The sequence below is a fragment of the Halomonas lysinitropha genome (assembly GCF_902500215.1).
GTDB lineage: Bacteria > Pseudomonadota > Gammaproteobacteria > Pseudomonadales > Halomonadaceae > Halomonas > Halomonas lysinitropha.
This window is the reverse complement of the sequence record NZ_CABVOU010000027.1, coordinates 473794-494079: the sequence shown is the minus strand read 5'-3', so window position 1 is coordinate 494079 and position 20286 is coordinate 473794. Positions and strand designations below refer to the sequence as shown.

The 20286-nt window shown below is 58.8% G+C and carries 17 protein-coding genes; 3 read left to right on the top strand and 14 right to left on the bottom strand.

Annotated features, from left to right (window positions below; all coding sequences use genetic code 11):
• Nucleotides 1-201 precede the first annotated feature (201 nt).
• The 9 genes from HALO32_RS06780 to HALO32_RS06740 all read right to left on the bottom strand — a co-directional run bounded on the left by HALO32_RS06780 (nt 202) and on the right by HALO32_RS06740 (nt 7056).
• On the bottom strand, nt 202-2745 hold the full coding sequence (locus HALO32_RS06780) for a sulfatase-like hydrolase/transferase (RefSeq protein ID WP_151443001.1): 2544 nt from the start codon (nt 2743-2745) through the stop codon (nt 202-204).
• Nucleotides 2746-2913: 168 nt separating this feature from the next.
• Nucleotides 2914-3975, bottom strand: coding sequence for a hypothetical protein (locus HALO32_RS06775; RefSeq protein WP_151443000.1), 1062 nt, complete (start codon nt 3973-3975; stop codon nt 2914-2916).
• 31 nt (nt 3976-4006) lie between these two features.
• Nucleotides 4007-4246 (bottom strand): DUF6447 family protein, encoded by a 240-nt coding sequence (locus HALO32_RS06770; RefSeq protein WP_151442999.1) that lies wholly within the window; start codon nt 4244-4246, stop codon nt 4007-4009.
• Between the two features lie 173 nt (nt 4247-4419).
• Nucleotides 4420-4902, bottom strand: coding sequence for a hypothetical protein (locus HALO32_RS06765; RefSeq protein ID WP_151442998.1), 483 nt, complete (start codon nt 4900-4902; stop codon nt 4420-4422).
• A 50-nt stretch (nt 4903-4952) separates the two neighbouring features.
• Nucleotides 4953-5249, bottom strand: a complete 297-nt coding sequence (locus tag HALO32_RS06760; protein WP_151442997.1) for a hypothetical protein — start codon at nt 5247-5249, stop codon at nt 4953-4955.
• Nucleotides 5246-5881, bottom strand: coding sequence for a DUF4214 domain-containing protein (locus HALO32_RS06755; protein WP_151442996.1), 636 nt, complete (start codon nt 5879-5881; stop codon nt 5246-5248). The genes HALO32_RS06760 and HALO32_RS06755 overlap by 4 nt, the downstream gene beginning before the upstream one ends.
• A 27-nt stretch (nt 5882-5908) precedes the next feature.
• Complete coding sequence (locus HALO32_RS06750; RefSeq protein ID WP_151442995.1) at nt 5909-6340, bottom strand: hypothetical protein; 432 nt, start codon at nt 6338-6340, stop codon at nt 5909-5911.
• Nucleotides 6341-6459: 119 nt separating this feature from the next.
• Nucleotides 6460-6690 (bottom strand): hypothetical protein, encoded by a 231-nt coding sequence (locus HALO32_RS18100; RefSeq protein WP_225809803.1) that lies wholly within the window; start codon nt 6688-6690, stop codon nt 6460-6462.
• 72 nt (nt 6691-6762) lie between these two features.
• A complete protein-coding gene (locus HALO32_RS06740; protein WP_151442994.1) occupies nt 6763-7056 on the bottom strand; it encodes a hypothetical protein in 294 nt (97 codons plus the stop codon).
• A 77-nt stretch (nt 7057-7133) separates the two neighbouring features.
• On the opposite strand from HALO32_RS06740, the gene HALO32_RS06735 reads away from it, so the two are divergent.
• The 3 genes from HALO32_RS06735 to HALO32_RS06725 all read left to right on the top strand — a co-directional run bounded on the left by HALO32_RS06735 (nt 7134) and on the right by HALO32_RS06725 (nt 9617).
• Nucleotides 7134-7694, top strand: coding sequence for a tripartite tricarboxylate transporter TctB family protein (locus HALO32_RS06735; protein ID WP_151442993.1), 561 nt, complete (start codon nt 7134-7136; stop codon nt 7692-7694).
• A 55-nt stretch (nt 7695-7749) separates the two neighbouring features.
• Nucleotides 7750-8700 carry a tripartite tricarboxylate transporter substrate binding protein gene (locus HALO32_RS06730; protein ID WP_192576461.1) on the top strand — a complete coding sequence of 317 codons (951 nt, stop codon included), beginning with the start codon at nt 7750-7752 and terminating at the stop codon, nt 8698-8700.
• A gap of 110 nt (nt 8701-8810) precedes the next feature.
• Nucleotides 8811-9617 carry a class I SAM-dependent methyltransferase gene (locus HALO32_RS06725; protein WP_192576460.1) on the top strand — a complete coding sequence of 269 codons (807 nt, stop codon included), beginning with the start codon at nt 8811-8813 and terminating at the stop codon, nt 9615-9617.
• On the opposite strand, the gene HALO32_RS06720 is transcribed toward HALO32_RS06725, so the two are convergent.
• The 5 genes from HALO32_RS06720 to HALO32_RS06700 form a co-directional block, all read right to left on the bottom strand.
• On the bottom strand, nt 9614-11110 hold the full coding sequence (locus tag HALO32_RS06720; RefSeq protein WP_151442990.1) for a tripartite tricarboxylate transporter permease: 1497 nt from the start codon (nt 11108-11110) through the stop codon (nt 9614-9616). The two genes, HALO32_RS06725 and HALO32_RS06720, sit on opposite strands and share 4 nt — an antisense overlap.
• Nucleotides 11111-11284: 174 nt before the next feature.
• Nucleotides 11285-13264 carry an ATP-binding protein gene (locus tag HALO32_RS06715; RefSeq protein WP_151442989.1) on the bottom strand — a complete coding sequence of 660 codons (1980 nt, stop codon included), beginning with the start codon at nt 13262-13264 and terminating at the stop codon, nt 11285-11287.
• A 78-nt stretch (nt 13265-13342) separates the two neighbouring features.
• Complete coding sequence (locus tag HALO32_RS06710) at nt 13343-14068, bottom strand: class I SAM-dependent methyltransferase (RefSeq protein ID WP_151442988.1); 726 nt, start codon at nt 14066-14068, stop codon at nt 13343-13345.
• 168 nt (nt 14069-14236) lie between these two features.
• Nucleotides 14237-15007, bottom strand: coding sequence for a SapC family protein (locus HALO32_RS06705; RefSeq protein WP_192576459.1), 771 nt, complete (start codon nt 15005-15007; stop codon nt 14237-14239).
• A 121-nt stretch (nt 15008-15128) separates the two neighbouring features.
• Nucleotides 15129-19943 (bottom strand): DUF4214 domain-containing protein, encoded by a 4815-nt coding sequence (locus tag HALO32_RS06700; RefSeq protein ID WP_151442986.1) that lies wholly within the window; start codon nt 19941-19943, stop codon nt 15129-15131.
• Nucleotides 19944-20286: the final 343 nt, after the last annotated feature.

The window sequence follows — 20286 nt, the reverse complement described above, 5'->3', positions numbered from 1 at the left end:
GCTGGCGAAACCTGGTCTGACGTACACGTCCGGTTACTCGCCAACTGCCGAGAGTGCTCGGCAGCCAACGAACGTCATCTAACCATGAACGCTGAACAGGAGCCTGTCACCAGCGTCCTGTTAACCCAACTGTGTCAGGGCCAGGGAGTGATGTGCCAGGCACGCAACGGGGGAACGAGCAACGCGCAGAATCAGCCCGCCTCAGTCCGGAAGGCTCAAGGCAAAACCCAGCCTTTGTAGCTGTTCGATCAAAGCAGGGGTCAGGGACGAGGTAAACTCGTCGAAGCTGGCCAGGAGCACGAGATGATTCGGCTCGACAGCGGCCACCTTCTCCGCCAGGGCATCACTCTCGTCTGCGCTGACATGGGTGTCATAGTGAACCGCATGGACGACTTCCCCAGAGGGATCGAGGATCACCAGGTTCAATCCTCGATCTCCCTCGAGAAGCGTCTCTCCATTCACCCGAATGAAGCCTCTGGGATCCGGCATCTTGAACCCCCCGAACCCTCGCAGGTCTAGGCTTCCGATATCCTCGTGCCATAGCGCCACCCGCGCAACACTTGCCACGTCATCACCGGGAGAGAGGTGCTCTGCCAGTCGCCCTTTTTCTCGTGAGGCAATACCCGCCCAGGCACTTCGATAGGACATGGTCATCGACTCATTCTCGACATCCTGGTCGAACACCGGCTGTATATCGTCCAGCTCCTCTCCCGGCACACTCACTTTGGGTGCGAACTGCTCTAGCCCCTCTACGCCTTGCCAGCGCACGAAACCCATTCCTGAATTGGGCTGTGCCTCGAGCGTCACACGGGCATTACCTTTCGAAATAAGCTCACCGAAATTCATGACGGGCTGACCATCGACGATGATTTGCCCACCCAACTGCAAGTGAGGCAGAGTCTCCTCAAGGGGAGGCAGGATTTCGATCGAGGATTCCCCGTCCGGACTAGTCAGCCGCAACAAGCGGCCGTGCATGCTGGGACTCTCCGAGGTCAAGCGCTTCAGACGCGCCGGTTCCGCCAGTGAGTTGCTCCATACCACGCAGACCTCGCCTGGAGTGAGGGGCTGCAGGGTATTGCGCTGGCAATCATCCACCCACAAGAAAGCAGCACTCTCGGGTAAGCGGGCAAGCTCGGCGGTCGATCCAAGCACCTCTTGGACGGCCAGCTCGTCATCGAAACGCAGCATCAAGGGGTACTCAAATTCCCGAGTCCCGATAGTGACCAGCCGGCGCTCCTGGTCCAGATAGAGCCCCTTTTTGAGGTCAGGAATGCCCCAGAGGGTCCGCAGACTCGGATAGAGCTCCCGCAGCGCCTCTTGGGGATATTCATGGGTCTCGAGAAAGTTCGCTTCATCGCCGAGGAGGTTCCTGCCCAGGCCCAGAGCCTTCGATTCGAAGCCCATCAGGGAGAGCAGCGTCGGAGCCATGTCCAACTGGGAACCGGGGCGGTCATCCCGTGCCGGGTCGATATCGTCGCCCAGCACCATGAAGAGATTGCGCCGCGGATTGGCTTCCAGTACTTCGCTCACCGTGTTGCGCATGGCGGTATGGTCAGACATCACCACTAACAGGGTTTCCTCAGCATAGGGGGAGCCCAGGATGTGCTCGACAAGATCATCGATCAGCCGGTCGCTGCAGTGCACGGCCTCCAGCATGGGGTCTTCGGATTCAGCATAGGGCGAGTCGAGACACTGGCTAGCCACGTGTCCCTTGGGGTGGTGGGTGCCCAAGGTCAGGGTCGCCAGTACAAAGGGAGCATCTTCCGATGCCAATTCATCGAAACGCTCAGCCACGAGAGGGAGGGTCTCATCGTCCTGCAGTCCCCAGTGATTCAGACCGTCGGTTTCCGAAAGGCCGTCGCTCAGGTCGTGCAAACCTTCGATACGAGCGAAACCATGGGTCTTGTAAAAGCTCTTCTTGCCGCCGAATTCACTGTCGGCGCCGCCAATGTAGTGAAGGGTATAGTCCTGTTCAGCCAGGAGATCACCCAGGCAGCGAGCTCCCGGAAGGAAATCGCTGCTGTTGGACATGCTAGTTAAACCTGACGCCGTTACCAAGGGGGTACCACACTGGCTACCCACCTTGCCTCCCATGGTCCACCACATACCGGGCATCTGCTCGATACCGGTGAAGCTCAGGGCCTGTTCTTGACGGGCGACGAGGTGTGGAACGAGTGCCGGGAAGATCGACTCGTCAAAATAGGTACGCTCCAACGACTCGGCATAGATCAGCACCAGATTCTTTGGTTTCTTGACGCCCGCCTGGAGACGGGCCTCACCGGGGAACACAAAGGCCTCCGGCAGTTTACCTTCGGGCTGAACCATGACGTGTTGAGGCACTAACGTTACCAGACCTACTGCGCCAGGGTTGACGCCCCAGGCCAGAACCAACAAGGGGAGAGACGCCCAGCCGACGAAGTGGGGCAGTCTGGATGGGCGCCACCTCAGAAGGTGGATCATGGTCCAGCCATAAGCCAGCGATACCATTAGCAGGACGACAGCAAGAACCATGATCCCCAGATACTCGCGGAAGCCGGCGCCTTCCAGACCAACGAGCAGATGGTAGATCACCGATTCGTCGACCCCCTGACCGGTGAAGTGATTGGCCACCACATGCGTGCTGCTCAGAATGGCAAGCAGCAACCCCAGGCCACCCAGCGGCAATATCAGCACTCTTCGCTGCACTCGCGAGACAGCACAACCCAGAGCAAAGAACCCCAAGGAGATCAAGAGGAGAAACGACATGCCAATGCCTGCTGGAGATTCCAGATGAAAGTTGCAGCATTATGACATTTCCATGACGGTAGACCCATGGGGCCGGGCAAAAACGCAGGGAATGTCAAACTGGAACTCGAGCTAAGGTCTTTCTTATTTTTTCGCTCGGCAATGCTCGATAACCGGCATCACTCAACCCTATCGTGCCTTACGACTGAGCTGGCGAGCCAGCTTCATCAGCATATCCAGGTCCGCGGGGGCGAGCTTTCCCTGCTGCGCCAGAGAGGCAATCACCTGCAGGTGGCGAAGAGAACGATCGGCCAGCCCACTCAGATCGAGGCCGGGGCGTTCATCCGCTGATGAGGGCTCCTCAGCTGAACTCCTCAACCTTTCGTGGGGCAGGATGCCCACCTGTTGAAAGAGGCGCTTCTCGACCGCTCCCAGTCCTGCCTGCTCGATCAACTGCTGCGAGGATTCCGCCACCAGCACCTCATGCGCGAAAGATGGCGGCAACGTCGTCTGCTTGGCGCGGGCCTTGGCCGGTTGAAGGCTACACCGATGAAGCACCCAGGCACCGAAGCGCTCCCCATAGAGCACCAGCCTTACCGTCGGCTCACCGGCCTGCTCGGCAGCATTGTCGACCTCTCCCAGCCAGGTCGCATCAATGGCCAGGTCCGCCTGGCTGCTTCGCTCCAGCACCCTGGCCTCCAGCGGGCCAAAGGCGCCAACAGGTCCATGCATGGCACTATCGGCCGCCTCACCCACCGTGGCAACGCAAACATCATGGGTCAGCCATTCCGATAGAGACTGATGCAAGGCATCAGCGACAGGCGCCGCGCCCGATGCCTCCTCGGCCGGAGATGCCATGGCCTTGATGGGCTGCAGGTACCGAAGCCAGTTCTGTGACCCGCCCACGCGAATCGGCCGACTCAACTCCGACAGGGTAAAACACAGGGGCAGGGAGGCCTCCGCCGGCAGTTCGGGGGTCTGCGCATCAATGGAGACTTGTCTCGGCGGCAACTCAGCGAGCGGCGCCCAGGTAGCGCTGACAAGTTGGCCGCGAAAGCGAAAGGGTGAAGCTTCGCCGAGGTTTCTCAGGAACAGGTCCATGGACAGGCGCAATCGGCAAACCCGGGCATTACCCTCCACCACCAGGCTAACGGGCGCAATATGCGCGACCTGCCAGGTGGGGGACTCTCCCTTTTCGGGCAGGCCGGCGCCAAGTGCCTCCAGGGTGGCCGTGTCGAGCGTCAGGGTCATGTAGCGGTCGCTCGCGGATGGGAAAGCGGGCTCAGTGGGCCTGCTTGGAAGGCAGCTTCTCGCTCAGAGAGCGCGCATAGGCGGCACGGGCGGTTTGATAAATGGCCAATTGTTGCTTCACCTTGGCGATCTCCTGGTCGGTGACGCGCAGGTTGACAACCTGAGCGCGAGCCTCCTCGGAGAGATCCGAAAGCTGATACTCCACACCATCGATGGTGATCGACTGGCTGGCCTGGTTCTGCTCGGTAGCGACCTGTGGCTGATCCGTCATATGTGCTTCCTCTTGATGCGCTAAGCGTGAGTGAAAAGGGTATCATTGCCAAGCACAGTGTCTCACCGATGGGCGTCGGCCCCAAGGGCCATGGCCACATCGGTGGGCCTGCTGCGGACCAGGCTCATATAACGTATCGCAGCATTTCCCCAAGGCACGAAGTCGGCCGCATCTCACTCGAAGGTAAGCTCGCCCACCCCGGCCGAATTGATCTGGCCCACGCTCGTGAAGTCGCCGGACACACCGACCAGGGCAATCTTTGACACTGCCCCCAGGCCGTCATCGAAGGCGATATAGGTCGCCTGATCGTCAGTCGATACCGCTACATCCTCCGCTAACACCCCGACCAACTGCAGGGTGTCATCGTCGGAAAAGTTCTCTATCCAGGTGTGGCTCTGCTGTGCCACGTCATCGAACAACAGGAAGCTGTCGGTGCCGACGTCGAAGTGGAAAGGGGTCGCGTCGCTGCTGTCGAGCGTATCCAGCGCGACAGGCACAAGCGCGCCCTGCAGGTCGGAGAGTTCATCGCTGGCATCCTTTTCGCTGAAGATGCGCGCCATGACCCCCCTCACCGACGCCTGTCCCTCGGGGCTGGCGAAGGCGTCGATCCTTTCCTGGGTATCGAGGGTATTGGTATAGGCCTCAGCGAAGCCCACCCGGGCCTCCAACACCTTGGCATCGCTGCCCCGGGCACCGTCCGCCAGGCTCAGGCTGCCGCTCTCCAGGTGGCCGACATAGAAGGCCAGCGCCTAGGCATGCGGTTCACGTCCGAACAGCTGCTGGAAGATGGCACCGACCTACCCAGCCTCGTCCATCCGCCCAGGGACTGGATATACTCCTCGTAGCTGCCGAAGGCCTGCACAATCTCGGCCAGATCGCCATCCTTGGCCAGCGCCTGTCGAGCCCAGAAGGCAACGCCACCGGGATCCCCCGGTCGGCCGTAATAGGCAACAAACAGCTGCTGGATATCGGAATGATACGCGGTGGCCGTCTCGGCGATCATGTCATCGCCCAGGGCTTCCAGCGCCGGATCCCCGACCGTCTGGCCGGGTTCGATGTCGGCAAGGAACCCCTTGACCGTTCGAGATCCCCTCGATATACCTTGAGCATCAGGTCATGCTGCGCGAGTTGCCGCGTGACGGCATCGGCCGCCGCCAGCTTGGCCTGCCACAGGTCGGCGTCGCTGCCACGTGCGCCTTGTGCAATAGCCATTGCAATATCGGCCGGCGCCATTGCGCCGGTTTGCAGCTGATTGGCATTGAAGTCCAGGCCGCCCTGGTCGGGGTCTCGAGCAAACAGCTGCTGATAGAGCTTGGTGATCAACTCGACTTCATCCAGCCCCCCATAGGCGGCCAGAAACTCCTCTGAATCGCCGAAGCCCTGACTGATGGCGCTTGTATCACCCTGGGTGACCACCAGCTGGTCACTCCAGTAGTTCAGCCCCGCGGGATCCGCCGTACGAGCATAGTAGGCCACGAACATGGCCTGTGCGGTCTCGAGGGCGTCTGCCTCCAACTGCACTTGCGCCTCCTCGTGCAAGGCTTGAGACAGTGATTGCTCACGCGACAGGGTGTGTGCAATGAACTCCTCGAGATCGGCGCTGCTGGTGCCGGCCGGCAACATGCCTTCGGCCACCGGTTGAGAAGTCGTAAAATCGCCCAGTTAGTTCGGGCTGGAGAAAACCGTCGTGTGAATCTGATCAAAGGAATAGATGCCATCGGCCAGCACGAACTCTTCGATCCGAAACTGGGGATCCTCCCAATTGGAGATGGCGACCTGCTGACCGGAATAGATATCGCCGGCGATCAGATGACGCCCCTCGACCGTCGCCACATAGGTGCCCTCACGCAAGACGCTGATGCCATCGGCAACAACACTGTGGAAGCCACCGCTGTCCAGTATCTTCAAGGCCGCCCAGTCAGCCGCCACATAGATATCATCGCCGGGCCCACCAGCCAGAAAGCTGTAGTTGCTCCCGTAGCAGCCACGCAGTACTTCATCGCCTTCCAGGCCATACCCCACCTCGAACGCATCTATGACCATGTCATTATGGTCGCGCGATCCAAAAATCTCCGGAAAACGCAGCTTTGCCACAGGGTTACCTCCTCGATTCAACGTGATGGGACCGGAGCGGTGAATCAGTTCAGGGGTGTGCCATGGCAGCCTTCGTGGTGGCCCTTTCTTGCGTTGAGGGGGGAGCAGTGAAAACAGGTTCAGTCGTCGAACAGCTCGACGAGGGAATTGGCGGCCAGGATCTTCGCCACCCAGGCGTCAAGTTCCGCAACGCTGGCTTGCTCTAGACGCGCATCTGCCCAGTGGGGAATCTCCCCGAACTTCAGCGCGATGAGCTTACGCAGCGTGCCTTCAACACCTTCCAGACGCCCTTCTTTACGCCCTTCCAGGCGCTCTTTCTTCACCAGGCTCTCAAGGTTCTCTGCTAACATGTCTCTATCCTCTGCCAGGCTAGTGAGCCGCTCCAGGTAGATCCTCGCCCTGGGTGCCGCTGCCAAGATATCTCAGCTACGCAACAGCACCCGAACGAGTTGCAGCCGCCACGCCAGGTGGCGGGGCGCTTCCCTCAATCCAAGGCCGAATGCCCGCCTCGCATCCTGCAAATGCTCCGTGCGAAACAGCAGATCACCCAGTTCTCGATAGGCCGCGATACAGCTCGAATCGACAGCCAGCCCATGCTGAAAACAGGAAAGTGCCTGAGCGAGCTCGCCGCGCTCGAGAAATACGCGTCCCGAATCGACCTGCTCATCGGCGGATCGTGACGGGTTCAGATAGAGAGGCGCATTGTGATCTACCAACCCAGCCTCGTTACTTCCTGTATTTACAAAGGAGCGAATCAATTTCCCGATCCCGCGCCCTCGTGCCGAGGAACGCATTGCACAGCCTGGATAACGAATTGATACTGAATAGCCAAACCATCTCCCTTCCGAAGCCGCCAGTTCCGATGAAATCGAAACCTTTACTGCACTCGCCATACTCGAGCCAGATGCTCCTAACCTGCATCGGCTTGGGTTTCTTGCTATTGAGCCTACAGCAGGGCATCGGCAGCCGACAGCAGCCCGGGCCTGGGGCATTTCCCTTGATCATTGCAATGGGACTCATGGCTTTCGCGATAGCATCCCGAAGGCATCATCATGATGGAACACTCCACACCCTGATTCAGACATCAACCAACGCTTCGAGCATACACGCACAAACAGCGCCTTCTGCGCTTCCCATCCTCCCTGCAAGCGCCCTCCTGCTGTTCTTCATGCTGATTACCACTATGACTTTTTCCATCGCGGTGCCGGCCACCGCAATGCTTGCAGCCACTGCTTTCCGCCATATCAGCATTACCACCAGAGCCATCATTGCCGCCGGCATCAGTGTTGTGATCCTATTGGGCCATCATGGCACAGAGATCGCCGAAGCCCTCATTTCACAGCTTGCTACCTAGAGTCGCAACCATGCCCTTACACCTCATGAGACCCTCGAAACGAACCTCGTCATTCTTGCTACTGCCACTGCTCCTTGCCCTTGCGTTGTCAGCGTTGACCGGGCATTTCGCCAAAGCCGAGGCGACCGGGCATGATATCGAGATCGTCGTCCCCACCCGTGCAGGCGGCACCCTGGACCTTCTGGCACGCACCATTGCACGGCACTACGAACACAGCGAATTCGGTAACGTGCGGGTCAACAATATCGAAGGCGTCGCCGGAGAACGTGCCCTTGCCCATTTCCTGGCCTCCGATGAACCCGACGACATCTGGCTGCTCGGCCAGGAGAGCCTGATCACCATCAACCCCCATGTCTACGGGCGAGATGGCACCGGTATCGGTACCGACCTGCACCCGACAGCCAGCATCGCCGAGAGTTACTTCTACCTGCTGGTCAGACAGGACGACGAGGCTACCGACATGGCCTCACTGATCGATTCCCTGTCCAATGCCGATGCCAGTGTCGCCTATGGCAGCGGTGGAATCGGCACGCTGCATCATCTCAGCATGGAGGAGTTGGGCGCTCGGCTTTCCCTGCCACTGCGCCACGTACCCTACCGCAGCAACAGTGCCGCGGTACAAGGACTGATGAGCGGTGACGTCCGCATGGTGATGGCGGGAACCTCGGCACTTGGCTTGGTCCAGAGCGGTGACCTACGTATGCTCGCCGTGACCGCAGCGGAGCGGATGAGCGCCTTTCCCGATGTACCCTCCCTCGGCGAATTCGTGCCGGGCTACAAGGCCCGCAACTGGTTCGGCATCTACACCCGCATGGCGATGAGCGAGGAAGTCCGCGACCTGGCACAGCGGCGCCTCGAGCATATCGTCAGCCAGGCCTCTTTCGAGGAGACGCTGAGAGAGCGCGGCCACATCTCGACGCTGGACCTGCCAACCGAGACGTTTCGCGACCTCATCGAGGAGGAGGCGGCTCGCTTCGAACGGTTGCTGCAGCGGCTCGAGGAGTGACATCCGTGATGCCCTCCGCGACTTCACGAGCAAAAATTGTCGAAGAGCCACTGGAGGAATCCGCTCCCCTTTTCCAAGCGCTCTCGCAGACACACTGTTCGCAGGAGTGCATGGCATACCACGGCCTGTGGCAGACACTGCGCCTGCTGGGTATGGGGGCAACACTGGGCGGACACCCGGAGCGCTACCACGCTGTCCTGGGCGATCTCGTCCAGCGCCATCGGCGAGGTACGAGTCTTGATGATTCCCCGAGCGAATGGCCGATCTCGCTGCTGATCGCCGGCGCGGCCGACTACAGCATGCTGGCCCATGTCATCGATGCCGCGAGCTCGGCATGGCGCCAACTCGATATCACCGTCATCGACCAGTGCCCGACGCCCCTCCTGATGAATGAATGGTATGCCGACAGGCTTGTCGTCAAGATCACCACCCGCTGTGCTGACATCCTGACTCAGCGGCTACCCGAGCAGTTCGACATCATCGTCACCAGCAGCTTTCTTGGCTACTTCGATCCCGCCCGACGCACCGCGCTGTTTGATGCCCTGGCCGCGATGCTCAAGCCAGGCGGCAGCTTCGTCTCTTCCAACCGTCTGCGCAGTGAGGATCCGAACTCCCCCCTCGCGCGAAGCCATGCCGCTTGCCTGGCATTCGCCGAAAGGGTCGTCGCTTCTCAATCAGTCCTTCCAGCTGGCTGTCGACGGGATGAAGCACTTTTCGAGCAGGCTTACGAATACGCCAGGCGCCGGCGCCCCTTTCCCTTGAACGACATGGCAACCCTGGTGCGACTGGCAAGCCACGCCGGCCTGGATATCGAACGCCTCGAGCGCATCACCAGTGTCCAGGAGGCTTCCGGTGTTTCCGGCCCCACCCTGCAGGACGGTTCGCCCTATGCCTTCTTCGTGATGACAAGACCCTAGCCCGCTTCCCGTCTTGCCTGCCTGCTCGACCAGAGGGAAAGAGCAACCACCACCGCCCCCATGAAAAACAGCACCAGACTGACCGGACGTTGCAGGAAATAGCCCAGATCGCCCTGGGAGATCAGCAGCACGCGGCGCAGATGCTCCTCGAGCAGCGGTCCCATGATGAAACCGATCAGCACCGAGGCCAAGGGGTAACCCCGAGTACGCAGAAAGAATCCCAGACAACCAAATACGAAGAGCATCAGTACATCGAAGGGGTTGCGATGCAGCGTATAGGCTCCCACGCAGATCAGCGTCAGCATCGCTGGATTGAGCACATATCGGGGAACTTTCAGGATCAGGATCCATAGCCGGATCAAGGGCACGTTGAGCACCAGCAGCAAAACATTGCCCACCAGGAAACTGCCGATCAGCGCCCAGTACACCTCGGCATGCTGGGTGACGATCGCCGGGCCAGGGGTGATCCCATGCATCATCAGCGCCCCGAGCATTACTGCCATGGTGGCACTGCCAGGCAACCCCAGGGTCAGGGTGGGAATGAAGGCTGTCTGGGCGGCGGCGTTGTTGGCCGCCTCGGGGGAACAGACACCTTCGATGGTTCCCGTTCCCATCACGTAGCGTCGGGGCAGCAGACGCTTCTCCACCGCGTAGGCGATGAAGCTGGCGATGGTCGGCCCGGTACCCGGCAGGGCCCCGAAGAAGGCCCCCACGCCGGCGCCTCGCACCGAGGAAGGCAGGAAACGGCGCAGTGCATTGGTCTCCCGCAGGCCGCGAAACAGCGACCCCGTTTTCACCGGCAAGGCATCCTGGCCCTGCTGGGTATAGGCCTGGAACAGTTCCGATACCCCAAACAGGCCCATGGCGAAGATCACCAGGCTGATGCCGTCCTGCAGGTAGTCCCAGTCCAGGGTGAAGCGCTGGACACCCGTGTTGACATCCATCCCCACCATGCCGAGCAGCATGCCCAGGCAGAGCATGGCCATGCCTTGGGGAATACGGTGGTCGTTGATGAAAACCGCAATGATCAGGCCAAGCACGATCAAGGCGGTGAATTCGGCCGCCCCGAACGACATGGCAAGTGTCCCGATGGCGGGTGCTGCAACAAGCATCACCATGATGCCCACCACCCCGCCGAACAAAGACGCCAGCGCCGTAAGCAGGAGTGCCATGCCGGCGTGACCCTGCCGTGCCATCGGATAACCATCGAAACCGGTCACGATGGAGGCAGGGGTACCCGGTATATTGAGGAGGATTGAGCTTATCGAGCCGCCATACTCGGAACCATAGTAGATACCCGCCAGCAGCATGATGGCACCGGCCGGCGGCAAGTCGAACGTCAGTGGCAGCAATAGGGCCACGGCGGTGATGGCGCCGATACCCGGGAGCACCCCCACCAGGGTGCCCAGCGTCACGCCCAACAGGCACAGCAGCAAGGCATCGAACTGCAAGGCAGCCATCAGGCCCGCCTGAAGGTTGCCTAGCGTTTCCATGCCATCACCGGCGTCATTGAGTTTGTCGAGTATCGAAGGACAGGGTCGGGCAACGCGACGCTATTAGGCCGGATAAGCTCCTTCGCTGCGCACTTCCTAAACGCCTTACGCGACCCAAGGCCGGCACTCGACTCCTGGTCCTGGGTCTCGAGTCTCAAGAAATCAAGGTCACGTTCAGGCGTTCGGTGAGTGCGAATAAGCCACATCGGCCTTGGTCAATACCTCGGCAGCCCTTCTTACTGCTGCCCCATACTCCAGAGGTTCTCTCAACCATGTCGCCTTGGTCAAATGGCTCAGACCCTCGATATCCAGACCCGAATCAGCCACCGTGATCACCTCACCGTCACAGGCGGGCAAGAGAAGGGCAAGCAGCTCATACAACCAACGTTTGCGCTGGTTGTCATCTGCCCCGCGGGGAACCTGCAGTTGGGAGCCAGCGATGACCAGGAGATCGAAGCGAGGCACCGGAAGGCCGGTTCGCAGCATATAGATATCCAGGATGCTCATCACCACGGCTGACGGCCTGCGATCCCGAACCAAGGCCTGTCCTGCAGAGAAACCATCTACGGCGCCTTGCATCAGGGTGTCATTTTCCACCCAGACACCCGTGGCATCATGGCAGCCCGGCACCAAGTCGCGACCCAACAGTTCGGTTTCCATTTCCTTGACCAGAGAGTCGTTGGGCGTAGCTCCCAGTATCATAGCAACCGGCACTCTTCCCGAGCCTGGCACCAGCCGACGCAGGAGGGGCTCGTAAAGATGCGCAGCCGTGGTCTGGCCCAGGTTGGGTTGACCATTAACTTCACAGACAGCCGCTCCCGTTGCTTTCCATGAGCGGCTGATGTCGGGCATCAACAGATCGATTCCCGCCAGGTCCAAGCGAAGGGCTGCCGCCGCTCTCACTGCCAGTTGCCGATTATCCGGATGAACGTCGTCGAAAACCGCCACGGGTGTACCGCCTGAGGCGATGTTGGAAGCGCTCCGCAATCGCACAAACCGGTCCTTGTCGGGTATCGAATGCTCATCGAGACCGACACGGCGCAGCATGGCGAATGCCTCCTCATCGAGCACCAGGCGCTTCAAGGGGGCATGGATCCTGTTCGCGCGGCGGGGATCCGCGTTGAACTGCTCGATAAGCTCCTCAATCCTGTGTCGGCCATCGCCGGTCACCCCACCCGGGCGACGCTCGATCGCCCAGATCACTTCATTCTGGAAAACTGTGACACGATAGTCGTTACCCTCGACATGCTTCTCGACGAGGATATTCCGGGAATGGCTAGCGGCCTGCTGGAAGGCCCGCCTGACGTCGTCATCGGATTCAAGGCCAGCTGCAACCCCTGCACCGCCGTCCTGATCCGCGGGTTTGACCACGACCGGGTAGCCAAGCTGATGCGCGACATAAAGGGCAGACTCTATCTTGTCCACGACACCATGATCGGGGACCTTGATGCCCGCCTGCCGAAGAACCTGAGAAGCGAGGGGCTTGTTGCGGGCTATCTGAGCAGCGATCTGGGGAGTCTCATCGGTGAAGGAGCTCTCCATCCAACGGGCACGACGTCCCTGCCCGTACTGAATGATCTGGCCAGGTAATCCGCTGAAAGGGATCCTCATCTCGAATGCCGCCCTGACGAAGCGTGGCACGTTGGTGCCGAAGGCATTGGTCTGTTGTAGCTGCTTTTGAAGATCCGGCAGCCTGGCCAGGTATTCCTCACTGCTTTCGGTGCCGCGATGGAGCTCGACAAGGGCAAGAAGCCATTGCAGCAGGCCGACCAGCGGGCCGGCACTACCCGTAAACGTCGGTATGCACATCCTGGCCTCACCTTCACCCACGGCGACGATGCAGCCTGTCTCGAAGACAGGCAGGCCAGCGGCAAGTTGGCTCCTCTGCAAAGCAATCAGAAATAGCTGTAGGATCCCCTTGAACCCTGTTACTTCCTCAGCGGAAGGAGAGCCTGCATATCCTCCCCCCGCTGCTCCCTTTTGCGGAGGAAAATGATCGTCAATCCGGCGAAGGAACTGATGTCGTACAGCATCATTCAGTGGAGCGCCGCGGATGACCGCCATGATACAAGGGTAGTGAAGACCGAAGGCAAAACCGGGCAAGACGACCGGCTTGGCAGCCAGATGCCAGGTAGGGGTTGTCGTTTCTTTCATGTCGAAGAAGGTCCGGGGGAATTGCAGATAAGGGGCGTCGTCAAGTCATCTCACGCAGGAAGGATCTACCGTGACGCTTCAACGGGCAGCCACTATGGTCATCAAGGACCATCGCAAGCCCGTGGTCCCATCGGAAAGCCTCTCCCTACCCAGACGGGTCTCGATGGCCCGACAAGTCGTTGCTATGTTGTTATGGAGGTCAAACAACTGATGACAGAAGGCGGCCATACTCTCGGAGTCGTCGAATCGCCAATGAAAGTCGACCTGGTCGCAGGCAAGGATGGACCACCCTGCCTCTATCAAATGGTCGAGGGTGTGACTATCCAGGTATACACCTTCATGCCCCGTGCTGTTATGCGCCCCCACATAGTCGTCGAGAAATCCAGCCACCGCAGAGCCCTTGGCCACATCCGAGAGCACCAGGTGGCCTCCTGGACGAACGACACGTTTGAGCTCCTCGAACAAGGGGCGCTTGTCTTCGAGATGGTGTACGCCGGCAAGACTCACCGCCACATCCACACTTGCCTCTGCCCAGGGCAGCGGAAGCAACGGCCTGCCACTACTGCTTGTGCCATGGTTTGTGAAGCTTTCACAGGGCTCATGGCTCCACCATTCACAGCCCTCGGGAAGGTAGCGCTTCAGGTAACCGCCGCCTGCGGGAACATCCGCCACCCGCATGCCCGGCTTCAGGGCGGCACGCGCAACGAGTTGCTCGAATTCTTCTCGTCTTGCCTCCGGAAAAGCCTGCATGGCGCTGTCATACGCCGTGCCGCGCTTGTCGAAAAGCGTCGTATAATCTTCCATGCGGCGAGCTCCACACCATTCAAGCAGATCCAATACTTTATGATACTGTCATTGACGAGATATCGCATGCAATAGCAGGTAGCAAGGGAATTCATTCCTGGTGACTGGCATCGCGAAACGTATCAGAACGCCGACGCGACCCATTTCCCCGGCCATTGACTCCAACCTTCACTGATCAAAATACAGCTCGAAATCCTCATCGCCTTCCCCGAAGAGACTATCCAGATCTTCCGGCATCTTTCCTTCACCCCGCTTCGCGTGGAAATTGGCACGTTCCGTAAGCTGGCTGAGCTGGCTCATGGAAAAGAGCTGTGCATAGGCCAGGGCCATGGGGCCACCCCGCAGCTTGGCATAGGTCTCCGGTTCAAGGGCATTCAAGGCGTGTTCACTGATGCGATACAGGCCTTTTACCGTCACGGGCTCCTGCCCTTCTTCCCTTTCGACTTTCAAGGGCCAGGACTCGATCACATCAACTTGCGCCAATGCATCCACGGATTGCTGTGTGAGCTGGCGATTCTTCTCGCACTGCACCAGGAAGTCCAGCGTCTGCTGCACCTTTGGGGCAAGCTGGTTCTGGTCATCGAACAGGGGCTCGCCTCCCACCTCGCAGAGATGGTCCTGCTCAATGGCCAGCACTTGCTCCTGATCACGACGAGCCAGGGTGAAGGGGTAGCCACGCAGCGAAGAAGGGACGTAACTGCCCAGCCAACGCCCGTCCGGGTGCAAGTAGAGGTTCTCTCTTTCAGCCAGGCCGAGCATAGCTATCGGAATAAAACTCTCGTTTTCCCACACGAAGCCCAACACATAGTGAGGTAAAAGCCTAGGCAGTTCAGCAAGTAACACTGGGGTAGCGCTTCGATGGGCGGTGTGCTGATAACCAGTGCGTGAGGAATACCCCTGGCCTTGGTGAGTGGTGCGAGATAGCAAAATCCAGGACATGACTTTCCTCCCTGAGAATTTATGACAAGGTCCAAAAAAGAAAACCTCCGGCCCAAAGGGCCAGAGGTTCTGTGGCATCCAGTTTCTATCTGGACATAGTTTGCTTCATGGTGCCGTTACCTTATGCAACAATGATGTCATTGAAGTCGAAGTCGGAAAGGCCTTGCAACTGAACCACAGTTTCCCAGCCGTCACCGATATCATCGAAGAACAGGTAACCATCGTTTCCTGAGCCGGTGTCATGAACACCGAAGTAGTATGTCACTCCACCACCAAGCGCTGCATCAGCATTGGTGAAGACATCACTCAGGTTAGCTTCAGCGGTAAGATTTTCAGTGTAATTAGTAGCTGATCCAGCATCAAACCAAGAATCATCGAACTGCACCTGATCACCTTCAGTGGTGTCGAAGTCCGTGATGGTGTCGATGGTACTGGCTGCTACCGTGGTGGCAAAGGTGCCGTCATTAATTCCGCGATCAGCGAAGTTAAAGATATCAGCGCCTAAGCCACCTGTCAGGGTATCGGAATCTGCACCACCAGTGATGGTGTCATCACCTGCCAAGCCACTGATGTTGTCAGCACCTGCACCACCGTTGATGACATCGTCCTGAGCAGAGCCCACGATGTTGTCATTGCTAGCAGCACCATTGATGGTCCAGCCGTTAGCACCACCGGCAAGGCTCATGTCGACACCCAGGCCAGTTCCGGACATGTTCAGCGTCGCGTCACCATCGTTAGTGGTCGAGGCGCTGGAAATGTAGGTACCGGAGAGGTAGGCATCTGCCGTGGCACCCGCAGCCACCTGGAGATCATCACCGTTTTCCAGGTTGTTGATGGTGTCAGTATCGGCATCCACGATTATGGTGTCACTGCCACCTGTCGCATCGATGATGTCGTTTCCGGCGCCACCTGTGATGACATCGTCGCCCGCACCACCGGCGATGGTATCGATTCCTTCGCCGCCGTTGATGACGTCGTCACCAGCACCACCTGTCAGGGTGTCGTTACCTGCACCGCCGTTGATGACGTCGTCGAAGTCGGAGCCTACCAGCGTATCGTTCAGATCATCGCCATTGAGGGTGTAGCCATCCGTGCCGGTCGCAGCCGTCATATCGATATTGGCGGCAACACCAGCTTCAGCATTGAGGATGGCCGTACCACCAGTGTTGCTGGTATCGGCGGTAGCCACGAAGGCGGTTACATCATTGGCCGTGGCCGTGGCACCGGCACCCACTTGCAGGGCATCGCCTGTCGTGAGATCGGTGATGGTGTCGGAACCATCATTGACCACGAAGGTGTCGGCACCCGTGCCGCCTGTCAGCTCATCATCGCCCAGACCACCATTGAGGGTGTCATCACCTGCATTGCCATCGATGATGTCATTACCGCTGCCGGTGGTGATCACATCCGCCACCCCAGAACCGGTGATATTGAAGTCCCTGCTGAAGGCAGAGAGATCCATCGTCACTTCGGTTGCAGTCCCAAGTGTGACTGTGGCCAGGCTGATGTTGCTGACGTTGAAGTTGTTGAAGTCTTCACCGTTGTACTCGCCCACGATTTCCAGCGAGCCGTCACCCTCGATGCTCAGGCCATCGGCCTGTGCAGCGGTGAGGGTCAGTGAGGCACCGCTCGCCACTTGAATGGGGGCAGCAGCACCCGACAGGTCGAGGTTGTCGATAGCAGACAGGTCGACAGACCCATCGATCAACACGGTACCGCCACCGCCGATGGTCAGGGACGTATCATTGGCAGTGTCGATAACAGTCAAATCTTCGATCGTCATCACCGTGTCGGTGTTCAGATTGAAGGTCCAGCTGGCATCGCCTGGTGTGGAATTCAGGGTCACACCGTCCAGGGTAAAGGTAGTGGTACCCGTTCCCGCGGTGAAGGTGAAGTCTTGGCTGTCGATGTCCTCGATCACGCCCAGCGTGAGGTCACCGCTGAGGCCAGAGGCATCAATGACGCTGAGAGTATTACCTTCGATACCGTTGTTACCGGTTCCTGTATCGGTATCCAGCACGATATCGCCGGAACCGGTGAACACCAGGGATTCGGTGGCATCCATCTGGAGGGAGTCGGAGCCGCCAGTGACGGTCAGAGTACCCGTGTAGCCGGTAGTATCGATCACCAGGCCGCTAACTTGGGTATCGGTGGTATCGAGTGCCTTGACGGTGACATCGGCAGTGCCGTTCACCGTGAGGGTGGCGGTCGAAGGCCCTGTGCCTTCCTCGCTGAAGTAGATCGTGCCAGTGATATCCAGCTCGGAATCAGCGTTGATCACCACGTCGAGCAGATCGTTCTCTTCCGTGTTAGCAGCGAGAACACCCGGCGGAACAGAAGTACCATCGGCAAGAATGTCGCCATCGATGGTATTGGAAGCCGCACCCTCGGAGTTCAACATCAGTGTCTGGAAGGTACCGTTCTTGGTGTCGTTCAAGTCAAGAACGATGTCACCCACGATAGACGAGTCGCCCAGGAGGTTCAGCGTGACGTTCTGAACGTTGTCGTCGGTGTCAGCGTCAGTCGGTGTGACAAACTGTAGGTCCGCTGCCGACTTGGTGACACCTGCTTCGATGGTGACGATGCGATCCAGATCCAGCAGAGCAACCGGCGTTTCCACCACGTTGATGATGTTCTGAATACCCTCAATGGAGCTTGCCAGGTTCTTGAACAGCTCTTCAACGTTGGTATTGCGAGCCAGCAGCAGCTCGTAGGCCTGAATCGACAGGATGTCGGTGTAGTTAGCCATGTCCATGCTGACTCCGCCACTGGCGGGGCCGACGAAGTCGAGGATGATATTGCCGTTGCTGACAGTCAGCTCATCGGCTTGGTCCTCTTCGGCCAGCGTCAGGGTGTTACCCCCCAGGTCATGGCTGACGTTGTCGGAGAAGTCACCCAGTTCGAGACCTGCCGGGACAGTCACGTCTTCGGCGAAGCTGTAGGAGGTATCACCGTTGTTGCCAGTTACCAGCGTGGTGGCGCCGGCAGCTGCCAGATCGTCGACATTGGCCTGAGTCACACCAGACACACTCAAGTCGCCGTCACCCGCGAAAGTCACGCCAGCCAGGGCCAGGTCGACGAACTCGTCGCCAGTCATGGTCAGCTCGACGCCTTCCTGGATGTTCAGCGTAAGATCGATGCCGTCTTCCAGGCCCGCCACGTTCACGGTGGTGACATCGAAGTCCTCGGTGACCAGCAGGGAGATGTCGGCATCGTCGGCACGGTTGGCCAGCGAGAAGTCCTCGGCACCGATTGCGTCGAACTGTGCCTGGGTCAGGGTGATGGTCTCACCTTGCTGCAGGACCACAGAGACCTCGGTACCCGGGGCGAAGAGATCCTGCGCCTCGGAGATGTCGACACTCTCTTCAACGAAGAGGGTTACGTTCTCGCCGCTGATCAGGGAACCATCCTGAACAATAGTACCGTCATCATCGAAGGTGATCTGGTCGTTACCCGTGCCCATATCGGCGGTGAGCAGAATGATCTCATCACCGTTGACCAATTCACCTTCCACGGTCAGGACATCGTTACCCGAGCCGCCCGTGAAGATGACTTCTGCATGGTCATCCAACGAGATACTGACGCCGCCTGTGGTGGCACTGGCATCGATGGTGGCCGGAAGCTCATCACGGAAGAAGATCTCGTCGTTAATGAAGAGGCGTGCATCGCCGTCGATCACCAAGGTATCGAGGAACTGGCCAAATACCGCACCATCCAGGATATTGAGGCGACCGTCGGAGGTCAGGTTGACCTGGCCAGCGTTGTGGGAGACCTCGAAATCGTGCGACCCATCGGTGCGTACGTTCGAGAGCACGACGTTCACGGCATCCAAGCTGCCGCCAAAGTCGAGGCGTACATCCCCATTAAAGAAGCCTTCTAAGGTGGCCGTGGCGCCATTCTGGATGTTCCAGATATCCAGGTCCCCAAAGTTTTGACTGCCTTCGCGAACCACCAGATTTTCGATGTCGATGGCACGGCTCAGGTCGAGGACGCTGTCTTCACCAAAAGAAGACCTCAGTTCCATGAAGTCGGAACGGCTGGAGTCATAAACATTGTACAGATTGGTCACGGTGACCGTCTGAATGTTCAGCAGCATGGTCGGCTGTGAAAAGGGCCCCTTCATGTCGACGAACAGCGAGTTGCTGCCGCCGGCGCCATCGACCACGGCCCCATGGAGGGCGTAGGCATCGGCATAGATACGATCGTTCCCACCGCCGGTCAGGCCACCCTGGACCACGCCATCGTTGCTGGTGGTGGGCATGAGCACAGGTGCCAGCTTTTCAGTGGTGATGTAGTCGGTACTGAAACCCTGGAAGGTCTCGAGGCTGGTAAGATCCAGGCCTTCGAACAGTCGAAACTGCTCTGGCATTTCAGCGAGCGTGAAGACGTTGCCGGATTCTCCTGGCAGGGTCGCGTCCACGAGGCCATTGATGGCGTCGTCGACATCGACCTGACTCGGCACGGTGTCTTCGTTCACGTTGAACAGGAACTGACGCATGGAGTTGGCCGCGACGTTGCCGCTATAGGCCTGCAGCTCGTTGGGCTCGTCCAGGGCGTCGGTGAAGTTCTGTGCCACCTCGAGCTTGTTGCTCAACGCCAGGGCGTCTTCATTCTGGGCGGCATTGGCGATGGTCAAGGCGATTTCGGCCAGGCCTTTTTCGCCGGATCTCAGCACGCCCAGCCAGTACTCCTTACCGGCCTCTTCGGGCTGACGACCGAACAGCTGGTTGTAGAGGTTGGTGATCAATTGATCAGGGGTAAAATTACCGAAGCGCGCCTCGAACTCAGGAGACGTACCAAATTCATTGATGACAGCATCGACCCCCTCTTCATCGATGCGCGTTGCCCAGTATTCCTGGCCCTCGGAATCCGAGGGGCGGCCGTAATAGGCCACGTAGAGTTTTTGTACAAGATCCAATGATTCTTGAGTAGCCATGGGACTATAGTCTCCTTCCGTATTTAAGATGTCGACAATGTGCGATGTCGACCCTCTTCTTCACCTTGAGCGCTCAAGGCTTTCCCTCACTATTGCAAGGCCAAATGGTAGGCCATGGCTCCGGCAGTCGGGCGTTCCCTTGAGACTGTCATTCGGCCATCGCCCTGTTCTCCATTATTCGCCTGACAACATGAATACTGTAGTGGTAGCTGACTTTATGCGTCAACGGAGGCGTTAGCCTTGCCATTTGATGAATCATCATGCTAACCATTCTCATCTCGTGCGTAACTAAGCAAAAAGTGCAGTCTACCCCAGGCAATGAACCAGTGACGAATGACATCCG

What these genes read in the sequence shown, in the direction of transcription:
- HALO32_RS06780 (WP_151443001.1), bottom strand. Translation starts at nt 2,745, where the DNA reads ATGTCGTTTCTCCTCTTGATCTCCTTGGGGTTCTTTGCTCTGGGTTGT.
- HALO32_RS06775 (WP_151443000.1), bottom strand. Translation starts at nt 3,975, where the DNA reads ATGACCCTGACGCTCGACACGGCCACCCTGGAGGCACTTGGCGCCGGC.
- HALO32_RS06770 (WP_151442999.1), bottom strand. Translation starts at nt 4,246, where the DNA reads ATGACGGATCAGCCACAGGTCGCTACCGAGCAGAACCAGGCCAGCCAG.
- HALO32_RS06760 (WP_151442997.1), bottom strand. Translation starts at nt 5,249, where the DNA reads ATGATCGCCGAGACGGCCACCGCGTATCATTCCGATATCCAGCAGCTG.
- HALO32_RS18100 (WP_225809803.1), bottom strand. Translation starts at nt 6,690, where the DNA reads ATGTTAGCAGAGAACCTTGAGAGCCTGGTGAAGAAAGAGCGCCTGGAA.
- HALO32_RS06725 (WP_192576460.1), top strand. Translation starts at nt 8,811, where the DNA reads ATGGCATACCACGGCCTGTGGCAGACACTGCGCCTGCTGGGTATGGGG.
- HALO32_RS06720 (WP_151442990.1), bottom strand. Translation starts at nt 11,110, where the DNA reads ATGGAAACGCTAGGCAACCTTCAGGCGGGCCTGATGGCTGCCTTGCAG.
- HALO32_RS06715 (WP_151442989.1), bottom strand. Translation starts at nt 13,264, where the DNA reads ATGAAAGAAACGACAACCCCTACCTGGCATCTGGCTGCCAAGCCGGTC.
- HALO32_RS06710 (WP_151442988.1), bottom strand. Translation starts at nt 14,068, where the DNA reads ATGGAAGATTATACGACGCTTTTCGACAAGCGCGGCACGGCGTATGAC.
- HALO32_RS06705 (WP_192576459.1), bottom strand. Translation starts at nt 15,007, where the DNA reads ATGTCCTGGATTTTGCTATCTCGCACCACTCACCAAGGCCAGGGGTAT.
- HALO32_RS06700 (WP_151442986.1), bottom strand. Translation starts at nt 19,943, where the DNA reads ATGGCTACTCAAGAATCATTGGATCTTGTACAAAAACTCTACGTGGCC.